We start from the raw sequence: 8,937 nt of genomic DNA on the forward strand, positions 1-8,937 counted from the left end.
GATCGCCACTTTCAACGTCAACGGCGTCAACGGCCGGCTCGGCCTGCTGCTCGACTGGCTGGCCGAAGCCGCGCCCGACGTCGCCTGCCTGCAGGAGCTGAAGAGTCCTGACGAGAAGTTCCCCGCCGCGGCGATCGAGCAGGCCGGCTATGGCGCGATCTGGCACGGGCAGAGCCGGTGGAACGGCGTCGCCATCCTGGCCAAGGGCGCCGAGCCGGTCGAGACCCATCGCGGCCTGCCCGGCGACCCCGCCGATGTTCACAGCCGCTATCGCGAGGCGGCGGTGAACGGCGTGCTCGTCGGCTGCCTCTACCTGCCGAACGGCAATCCGATCGGCACGGACAAGTTCGCCTACAAGCTGAAATGGTTCGACCGCCTGATCGCCCGCGCCTCCGGGCTGGTCGGGCTCGATTGCCCGGTGGGGCTCGCAGGCGACTATAACGTCATTCCGACCGACACGGACGTCTACAAGCCCGAGCGCTGGCTGGACGACGCCCTGTTCCAGCCCGAGCCGCGCGCGCGATACCGCAAGCTCCTCGCCCAGGGCTGGGCCGACGCGATCCGCGCGCTCCATCCGGACGAGACGATTTTCACCTTCTGGGATTATTGGCGCAACGCCTTCGCCAGGAATGCCGGCATCCGCATCGATCATCTGCTGTTGAACAGGAAAGCGGCGAAGCGGCTGAAGGCGGCGGGCGTCGATACTTGGGTACGCGCCCGCGAGAAGGCGAGCGATCATGCGCCGACCTGGGTGGAGCTTGCGGAGCAATAAGGGGAGTCTCGCCGAAGCCTCAACCCGCGCGATGAACTCGCCGACAGACGTCCAAGCTATAGTTGTGCTGCAGCAAAGAACGATGGGTCAGGGAAAGTGAGGTGAGGTGACGACGGATCGCGGACCCACTTACCGGCACGGGTTTCAGGAGAGTGATTGGGAGGCAGCGAAGGAGCAGGCCCGACGAGTGATGATCGAACGCCACACATCTCGCCGGAGGGGGTGGCCGAACAGATTGTGACAGGTCAGCTTCCTTGCGAAAGAGGGCGATCTCGAGCGAACGAAGGCGATAGCGCACGCCGCGCGGGAGGGATACTAAGTGGGCGCCAGACGCAATATCCGTTCTGCGTTGCTACTCGACGACAGCATCGGTGGGCGAACGTCCTTTTGGCCGATAGCGGACATGCTGGATTGCGGCCCTCGCAGTCGAAAGAGCCGCGATCTTCATTTGCCGAGCGCATCGACTCCAGAATTAGCCGGCATTTTCGCGCCGGGCGCGCCCTCGCTATTCCACGCTCCCGCAAGGAGACGGTGCGATGACGATCCTCGGCAGATGGCGGATCCCCCGACGGTTTGACGATATTCTCGACCGCGATCCCTACCTGGAGGGGCTGGCCCGCCAGCTGCACCGGCTCAAGGCGCGGACCGTTCGCCACCCGGGTCCCCGTCTGTAGCCATCATCGACCCCTTTCTATCCTTACCATGATGGACGGACTTCCTAGGCTACGCGGCATACCGCTCGTCGCCTATCGGACCCTGTGGTGCGCCCTGCTGACCCCCGCCGTCGCCGCGGCGATCGCCGGTCAACACGTCGCCTGGTCGCCGACGGCCGCGCTGGAGGCGGCAATCTTGCTCGGCGCCTCGGCCCTCCTGTTCCGCCGTCGTGGCGCGGACTCCATCGCGGCGATGCTCTCAATTGCCTTTCTGCTCTGGGTCCTCACTTCCTCGCCGTTCTGGGACGGCATCGACACCGCTGCCGTTCCGCTGGCGATGCTCGATCGGTCGCGCTTCCTGCTCTTCGTCGGCGCGATGATGCTTTTCCCGAGCGGCCGGTTCGATCCGCGATGGACCCGGCTCGCCGTCGGCGCGACCTTCCTTGCCTTCGGCCTCGGCGTCGCGGAGGCGCTTCGCCTGGTTCCGGCCGGCGCCCATGTCGTTCCCGCCATGACCTGCGCCGCGCTGGCGGTCGCCGCGATGCGCGCACGGCTCGCCTCGCTGCCGCCGGGGATCGAGCGGCAACAGATCAAATGGGTCGCGCTCGGGCTGGGCATCGGCCTCGGTCTCGTCGGCCTGTCCCGGCTCGGCGGGCTCGCAGCCGACCCTTCGCCGGTGATCGCGGCATTCGCACAGGGCGCCTTCGATCTCGGCGTGACGTCGATGGCGCTCGGCATGCTCGTTTCGCTGCTGCGCTATCGCCTCTACGACGCCGACGCGGCGATCAGCCATTCCACGACGATCGCGGTGCTCACTTTGTCCCTGGTCGGCACCTTCGCCGGAGCCGAGGTCGTGATTCAGACGGCCTCGCAGCACCTCCTCGGCGACATGGCCGGCACGGTGTCGAGCGCGGTCGCGGCGGCGCTCGCGGCGGCACTGATCGCGCCGATCCACAAATGGGCGGAAGGCTGGACCGAACGGCGGTTCCAGCCGGCGCTGGCGGCCTTCCGGGAGGAGGCGCCGGAAATGCTGGCCGACCTCCGCGAAACCGTCGATTTGGCCATGGCGGGCGAGATCGTCCTGGAGCGGATTGAGCGGGCGACGCGCGCCTCGCGCTCGGCCTTGCTCATCAGGGACGCGCCGGTTGCTGCCCGGCCCGTGGCCGCCACCGGCATGAGCTTTGGGGCGGCGTGCCAAGATCGCCTCTTTCCCCATCGCGTCGCGCTCGAGCTTGACGGCCTCGGGACGTTCGGCTGGCTGCTGCTCGGCCCGCGGCCCGACGGCAGCCTGCTCGGCAAGGACGAGCGCGAGGCGGTCGCCGGGATTGCTGGCCCGCTCGCCCGTGCGATCTTCGCCGTGCAGCGCGCGGCGGAACGGGAGCGGCGGCTGGCCGACCTGGAGGGACGTCTGAGGATGCTGGAGGGCGCCCGCCGCCGCGCCGGTTAGACGGCCCGCGAGCCCGCCGCGTTACGGCCCGACCATCTCGCCGCCGCAGGCCTCGTGGAGGATGAAGCCTTCGGTCGGATCGACCTCGCCGCGCCAGGGCGCCTTCTCCAGCGTCGCGGCGGTGTGACGATAGCCAGCCTCCCGGCGCTGGCGGATGCCGTCGGGACTGAAATCGATGTCCTTGGCATGGTCCTCATAGCTTAGCGCCGGGGCGAGCAGGCGAACGACATGCATGCGGGTGAGGCAGCCATAGGACGCCATCTCGGCGACGAGATTGTCGCGGCGGCTTTCCTCGGGCAGCCGGCTGGCGAGCTCGGCAACGATGTGGCGAAGGCGGTGGAGCTGGCGCTGGCGCTTGATGTGGGCGTGGGCGCGGCTCGAATATTGAACGTCCTTCTGGCGGTTCATCACCTCCCAGATCGTCTCCGGCTCGGGGCCGTGCGGGTTCCAGATGTGAACCGCGAAGACCAGGCTGTCGCGGCGCGGATTGTCGTCGAACACGACCTCGACGGGTGTATTGGAGAGGATCCCGCCGTCCCAATAGAGCTCGCCGTCGATGCGCACCGCGGGGAAGGCGGGCGGCAGCGCCCCCGAGGCCATGACATGCTCGAGGCCGAGCGGCATGTCGCGGCTGTCGAAATAACGCATCTCGCTGGTGCGGACGTTGGAGGCACCGACGGTGAGCCGGACCTCGCCGCTGTTGAGCCGGTCGAGATCGACCAGCTTCTCGAGCGTCGCACGGAGCGGCAGCGTCGAATAATAACCGGCGTCCTCGGGCCCCAGCGGCGCGTGCGGGCTGACGAAGGCGGCGGGGTTGGGGCGGAAGAAGGCGGGAATGCCGGCGCCGACCGCGATCATATTACGTGCCGCCGCGGCCGCCCAGGCCGGAAGCATCGGGTGATCGATGAACTGGCCGTGCTCGACGCGCCGCCAGAATTCGGTGAGCCGGTCCAGCCGCTCGTTTTTCGCGCTGCCGGCGATGATCGAGGCGTTGATCGCGCCGATCGAGGTGCCGATCACCCAGTCGGGCTCGATCCCGGCCTCGGACAGCGCCTGATAGACTCCGACCTGATAGGCGCCGAGTGCGCCGCCGCCCTGCAGGACGAGCACGGTCTGGCCGAGCGCCTTGGCTTCCTTGCTCAAAGTCATGCGATCTCTCCGGTGATGAGGCGCGCGCTGCGCGCGAAGGTGAGGTAGTTCCACAGCCAGTTGAGGCCGACGATGATGCGGCTGCGAAAGCCGACCAGGAACCAGATATGGGCGACGCACCAGAGCGCCCAGGCGGGAAAGCCCGAAAGGCGCAGCCGGCCGAAATGGATCACCGCCGCGCGGCGCCCGATCGTCGCGAGATTGCCGTAGTCGCGGTAGCGGAAGGGGCGCGCGCTTCGGTCCATGATCATGGCTGCGACATGGCGTCCCTGCTGCTTGGCGACCGGGGCGACGCCGGGCAGCGGCCGGCCGTCGGGGCCGGCGCAGCTCGCCGTGTCGCCGATCACGAAAATGTCGTCATGGCCGGGGGGGCGCAGATTCGCGCCGACGATCACCCGGCCGGCGGCGTCGCATTCGGCGCCGAGCCATTGCGCGGCGGGCGAGGCCTGGACTCCGGCGGCCCAGATCGCGGTGTGGGTGGCGATGATCTCGTCCCCGACTCGGACATGGTCCGGCCCGAGCGCGGTCACCCGGCCGTCGAGGCGGACCTCGACGCCGAGCTTCTCGATCGCCGTCTTGGCCTCGGCCGAGAGGTCGGGCGGAAAGGCGGCGAGCAGCCGCTCGCCGCCCTCGATCAGGATGACTCGCGAGCACTGCGGGGTGATCGAGCGGAAGTCGCGCGACACCGACTTGCGGGCGAGCTCGGCGATCGCACCGGCCATCTCGACCCCGGTCGGGCCGCCGCCGATGACGACGAAGGTCAGCAGTGCCTTGCGCCGCTCAAGGTTGGTCTCGGTTTCCGCCCGCTCGAGCGCGAGCAGCACCTTGCGCCGCACGGCGGTCGCGTCGTCGATCGTCTTGATCCCGGGCGCGTGCTCGGCCCAGTCGTCGCGGCCGAAATAGGAATGGCGCGCGCCGGTGGCGAGGATCAGCCAATCGTACGAGGTCACAGCGCCCGAGGCGAGGCGCACCTCCTTGCGCGCCGTATCCACGCCCTCGACCCGGTCGAGCAGGACTCGGGTGTTGCGGTTGCCGGCCAGGATCGCGCGGATCGGCGCGGCGATGTCCGCCGGCGAGAGCGCCGCGGTCGCCACCTGATAGAGCAAAGGCTGGAAGAGGTGATGATTGCGCTTGTCGATCAGGGTGACGTCGACCGGCGCCTTGCGCAGTGCCTGCGCGGCGGCGAGGCCGCCGAAGCCGGCGCCGATGATCACGACCTTGGGGCGGGACGCGGTCACTGCATGCCCCGGCTCGCAGCGAGCTCGGAGAGTACGCCGCCATTCGTCTGGACAACACGGACGACGCGGCCGGCGCGCTTCGGCGCGAGGAAGCGGCAGACCGAGGCGAGCTCGGGGCGGAGCGGCGGAGGGGCGCGCATCTCAGTGCGCCGTCCAGCCGCCGTCGACCGGCAGCGCGGTCCCGGTGATCGACTTGGCCGCCTCACCCGCAAGGAAAACGGCAAGCGCGCCGATCTCGTCGACCTCGGCGAAGCGCTTGGTCGGCTGGGCGGCGAGCAGGACGTCACGGATCACCGCCTCGCGGCTGATTCCGCGCGCTTCGGCGGTGGCGCCGATCTGGCTTTCGACCAGCGGCGTCCAGACATAGCCGGGACAGATGGCGTTGGCGGTGACGCCATGCTCGGCGCCTTCCAGCGCGAGCACCTTGGTGAGACCGAGCACGCCATGCTTGGCCGCGACATAGGCGCTCTTGAACGGCGACGCGACGAGCGCGTGGGCGGAGGCTACGTTGATGATCCGGCCGAAGCCCCGCGCCTTCATCGCCGCGAACGCGGCGCGACAGGTATGGAATGCCGCCGACAGGTTGAGCGCGATGATCGCGTCCCACTTCTCGACCGGGAAGGTGTCGACCGGGCTGACGAACTGGATGCCGGCATTGTTGACCAGGATGTCGACCCGGCCGAACGTCGCGACCGATTGTTCGACCAGGCCGGCGGCCTCGCGCGGATCCATGAGGTTGGCTTCGTCATAGCCGACACGCACGCCGAATTCGGCCTCGAGCGCGGCGCGGTTCGCCTCGACCTCTTCGGGCTCGCCGAGCCCGTTCAGGACGACATCGGCGCCGGCCCGGGCGAGGGCGCGGGCGATGCCGAGGCCGATGCCGCTGGTGGACCCGGTGACGATCGCGACTCGGCCGGCCAGCGGGAGCCGGGCGTCGAGCTCTTTCATGACGGCGATATCCATGTGCCATGCTCCTTGAATTGCGTTGCACGCGAACATGGCGGGACGCGCGCGGCGGCTGAAATGCCGGCTTTGCATGGACTTCATAACGACTGGCGATTTCACCGCGGCGGCGGCTTTCCCTAGCTTGGCGGTGCGTCACGAAGCCGGCCCGGAGCCTTCGCGCCACGGGAGAAATAGAGTCCCTCGCTACCCCGCGCGCCGGCTTCGTGGCCCCGCACCGAGAAACAGGAGATACGCATGTTCCAGCCCACGATCAGGCGCCTCGCGGCCGGGGCGATCGCCCTTGGCTTCTTCGCCGCCACCCCCGCCTTCGCCGGCCAGTGCCCGGCCGACCAGGTCCTCGCCAACCCGCTCGCGAACCATCCGACCGCGCCGAGCAACGTCACCGACGACGTCATCGGCAGCATCGATCTCGGCGCCGAGATCGGCGTCGCGAACCGCGACCTGAGGCTCCGCCGCCTTGTCGTCCAGCCGGGCGGCATCGTGCCCTTCCACAGCCATGAGGGCCGCCCCGCTTTGATCATCACGGTCAGCGGCGAGATCACCGAATATCGCTCGAGCTGCGCGGTGCCGATCACCCATCGCGCCGGCGAGGTTTCGCGCGAGGCCGAGGGCATCGGCCATTACTGGATCAACAACGGCCGCGAGCCGGCGGTGCTGCTCTCCGCCGACGTCAAGGCGCGCGACTGACGCTCTTCCCCGCCGGCGCGCTCCCGCCCCCCTGACGCGCCGGCACCCTCGGGGCGCTCCGCCCCGCCCCCTGCGGAGCGCCACCCCCCTTCATCCAAGGATTCGCGCATGGCGGAACTGGCTCTCGCCGCACCGGCCCAAGCGACGCCCGCGCCCGCCTGGCGACGCTCGCTGACGATCGGCCTGATCGGCTTCCTCACCCTCGTCGATCTGTTCGCGACGCAGGCGATCCTGCCGAGCCTCGCAACGACCTACGGCGTCACGCCAACTGAGATCGGCATCGCCGCCAATGCCAGCACGATCGGCCTGGCGATCGCCGGTCTGCTGACCGGCGCGCTCGCCGGACGACTCGACCGCCGGTTGGGGATTTGGCTGAGCCTCGCCTTGCTCGCCATCCCGACCTTCCTGCTCGCCTCCGCGCCCGATCTCGCCAGTTTCGCCCTGCTTCGCGTGATCCAGGGTCTTTTCATGGCGAGCGCCTTCACCCTCACTCTCGCCTATCTCGGCGAACGCTGCAGCACGGAAGATGCGGCAGGCGCTCTCGCTGCCTATGTCACCGGCGGGGTCGCTTCGAACCTGATCGGCCGGCTCTGCGCCGCGACGGTGGCCAGCTAACTCGGCGCGGCCTCGACCTTCTATTTCTTCGCGCTGCTCAACCTCGCCGGCGCGGCGCTCGCCTTCGCCTCGCTCAGCGGGATGGCGCGGATGGCGGAACCGGCGATGCCGGGCGGACGGATCTGGTCGGCCTGGGCCGCACATCTGAGGGACCAGCGCCTCGCCCGGGCCTATGCGATCGGCTTCCTGATCCTGTTCGGCTTCATCGGCACCTTCACCTATGTCGGCTTCGTCCTCGCCGCGCCGCCTTTGGCGCTGTCGATGATGGCGACCGGGCTCGTCTTCTTCGTCTTCCTCCCTTCGATGGTTACGACGCCGATGGCGGGGGCGGTCGTGAACCGGATCGGCGCGCGCCGCGCGCTGCCGCTCTCGCTCATCGTCGCGCTGGCCGGCCTCGTACTGCTCGTCGTGCTGCGGCTGGAGGCGGTGATCGCCGGGCTCGTGCTGGTCGGCGTCGGCACCTTCTTCGCCCAGGCGGTCGCGACCGGCTATGTCGGCCGAACCGCCAAGACCGATCGCACCGCGGCAAGCGGCCTCTACCTCTCATTTTATTATGGCGGCGGGCTCGCCGGCGCCGCGACGGTCGGCCAGCTCTACGATCGCTTCGGCTGGAATGCCGCCGTCGCCGGCATCTTCGCCGCGCTCGCTTTCGCCGCCTGGCTCGGCCGCGGCCTGTTCGAAAGGGAAGATCGATGAACCAGAATGACGAGCGCTACCGCCGCGGCGTGGAGATCCTCCAGCGCCTGTCGGGCAACGGCGCCGAGCAGGTGACCAACCGAGTCGCCGAGGTTGCCCCCGATTTCGCGCGGATGACGATCGAGTTTCCTTTCGGCGATCTTTATGCGCGCGGCGAGATCGACCTCAGGACCCGCGAGATCGCCGCCATCGCCGCGCTCGCCGCTCTTGGCCGCCTGCCGCAGCTGCGGGTCCATGTCGGCGCCGCGCTCAACATCGGTTGCCGCCGCGAGGAGATCGTCGAGGTGCTGATGCAGACCGCCATCTATGCCGGCTTCCCGCCCGCGCTCAACGCGCTCGCCGAATGCCACGATCTGCTGGCCACGTCAGCGGACACGGACCAGGTCAAGCCCTAGCCGGAGGTTCGAGCGGCGCTCAGGTCTGCTCGTCGACCGCGTCGGCCGCCGATTTGAGATCTTCGCCGACCCCGCGCACCGTGTTGCATGCGGCGAGCGCCAGGCTGACGGCGACCATGGCGAGCGTGACGATCCTGCGGGTCATGGGCTTTTCTCCTCCGGCGATCTCTGTCCGGCGACGCGGTCCCGCGTCAATCTGTTTTCCCTCAGGCGGCTTTCTTTTGCGCGGGCCAGGGATAGCGGCGTGCCTCCTGAACGAACGCGCCGACCGCAGGCGAGTGCGGCCTCCCGCGCACGGTGGTGAGGTAGATGGTGCGGG

12 protein-coding genes are annotated in these 8,937 nt (G+C 69.1%); 7 read left to right on the top strand and 5 right to left on the bottom strand.

All coding sequences use genetic code 11. The features are described 5' to 3' along the window. The first annotated feature begins 1 nt into the window (after position 1). The 3 genes from xth (at position 2) to ACT4N8_RS00400 (ending at position 2,872) form a co-directional block, all read left to right on the top strand. On the top strand, positions 2-772 hold the full coding sequence (gene xth / locus ACT4N8_RS00390) for an exodeoxyribonuclease III (protein ID WP_444856150.1): 771 nt from the start codon (positions 2-4) through the stop codon (positions 770-772). Positions 773-1,308: 536 nt separating this feature from the next. Further along, positions 1,309-1,446 (top strand): hypothetical protein, encoded by a 138-nt coding sequence (locus ACT4N8_RS00395; RefSeq protein ID WP_444856151.1) that lies wholly within the window; start codon positions 1,309-1,311, stop codon positions 1,444-1,446. A 28-nt stretch (positions 1,447-1,474) separates the two neighbouring features. Further along, complete coding sequence (locus tag ACT4N8_RS00400) at positions 1,475-2,872, top strand: hypothetical protein (RefSeq protein WP_444856152.1); 1,398 nt, start codon at positions 1,475-1,477, stop codon at positions 2,870-2,872. Positions 2,873-2,893: 21 nt separating this feature from the next. On the opposite strand, the gene ACT4N8_RS00405 is transcribed toward ACT4N8_RS00400, so the two are convergent. Genes ACT4N8_RS00405 through ACT4N8_RS00420 form a run of 4 tightly spaced genes read right to left on the bottom strand, consistent with a single transcriptional unit; the run spans position 2,894 to position 6,222 of the window. Further along, on the bottom strand, positions 2,894-4,021 hold the full coding sequence (locus ACT4N8_RS00405) for a patatin-like phospholipase family protein (RefSeq protein ID WP_444856153.1): 1,128 nt from the start codon (positions 4,019-4,021) through the stop codon (positions 2,894-2,896). Continuing rightward, on the bottom strand, positions 4,018-5,259 hold the full coding sequence (locus tag ACT4N8_RS00410; protein WP_444856154.1) for an NAD(P)/FAD-dependent oxidoreductase: 1,242 nt from the start codon (positions 5,257-5,259) through the stop codon (positions 4,018-4,020). The genes ACT4N8_RS00405 and ACT4N8_RS00410 overlap by 4 nt, the downstream gene beginning before the upstream one ends. Continuing rightward, positions 5,256-5,399, bottom strand: a complete 144-nt coding sequence (locus tag ACT4N8_RS00415) for a hypothetical protein (RefSeq protein ID WP_444856155.1) — start codon at positions 5,397-5,399, stop codon at positions 5,256-5,258. The genes ACT4N8_RS00410 and ACT4N8_RS00415 overlap by 4 nt, the downstream gene beginning before the upstream one ends. Before the next feature lies 1 nt (position 5,400). Continuing rightward, positions 5,401-6,222 (bottom strand): 3-hydroxybutyrate dehydrogenase, encoded by an 822-nt coding sequence (locus ACT4N8_RS00420; protein ID WP_444856156.1) that lies wholly within the window; start codon positions 6,220-6,222, stop codon positions 5,401-5,403. A gap of 237 nt (positions 6,223-6,459) precedes the next feature. Here ACT4N8_RS00420 and ACT4N8_RS00425 point away from each other — a divergent pair, with 237 nt between their 5' ends. From ACT4N8_RS00425 to ACT4N8_RS00440, 4 genes are all read left to right on the top strand, one after another. Next, positions 6,460-6,912: a cupin domain-containing protein gene (locus ACT4N8_RS00425; protein ID WP_444856157.1), complete on the top strand. Its 453-nt coding sequence runs from the start codon at positions 6,460-6,462 to the stop codon at positions 6,910-6,912. Positions 6,913-7,020: 108 nt separating this feature from the next. Further along, entirely contained in the window at positions 7,021-7,527 is a 507-nt protein-coding gene (locus ACT4N8_RS00430) for an MFS transporter (protein ID WP_444856158.1), read from the top strand. A 90-nt stretch (positions 7,528-7,617) separates the two neighbouring features. Next, positions 7,618-8,223, top strand: a complete 606-nt coding sequence (locus tag ACT4N8_RS00435; RefSeq protein ID WP_444856159.1) for an MFS transporter — start codon at positions 7,618-7,620, stop codon at positions 8,221-8,223. After that, positions 8,220-8,618, top strand: coding sequence for a carboxymuconolactone decarboxylase family protein (locus ACT4N8_RS00440; RefSeq protein WP_444856160.1), 399 nt, complete (start codon positions 8,220-8,222; stop codon positions 8,616-8,618). Before ACT4N8_RS00435 ends, ACT4N8_RS00440 begins: the two co-directional genes overlap by 4 nt. A gap of 19 nt (positions 8,619-8,637) precedes the next feature. Here ACT4N8_RS00440 and ACT4N8_RS00445 read toward each other — a convergent pair whose 3' ends face one another. Further along, on the bottom strand, positions 8,638-8,763 hold the full coding sequence (locus ACT4N8_RS00445; RefSeq protein ID WP_444856161.1) for a hypothetical protein: 126 nt from the start codon (positions 8,761-8,763) through the stop codon (positions 8,638-8,640). Between the last annotated feature and the right edge of the window lie 174 nt (positions 8,764-8,937).

It is taken from the genome of Sphingosinicella sp., from assembly GCF_052387495.1.
Lineage (GTDB): Bacteria > Pseudomonadota > Alphaproteobacteria > Sphingomonadales > Sphingomonadaceae > Allosphingosinicella.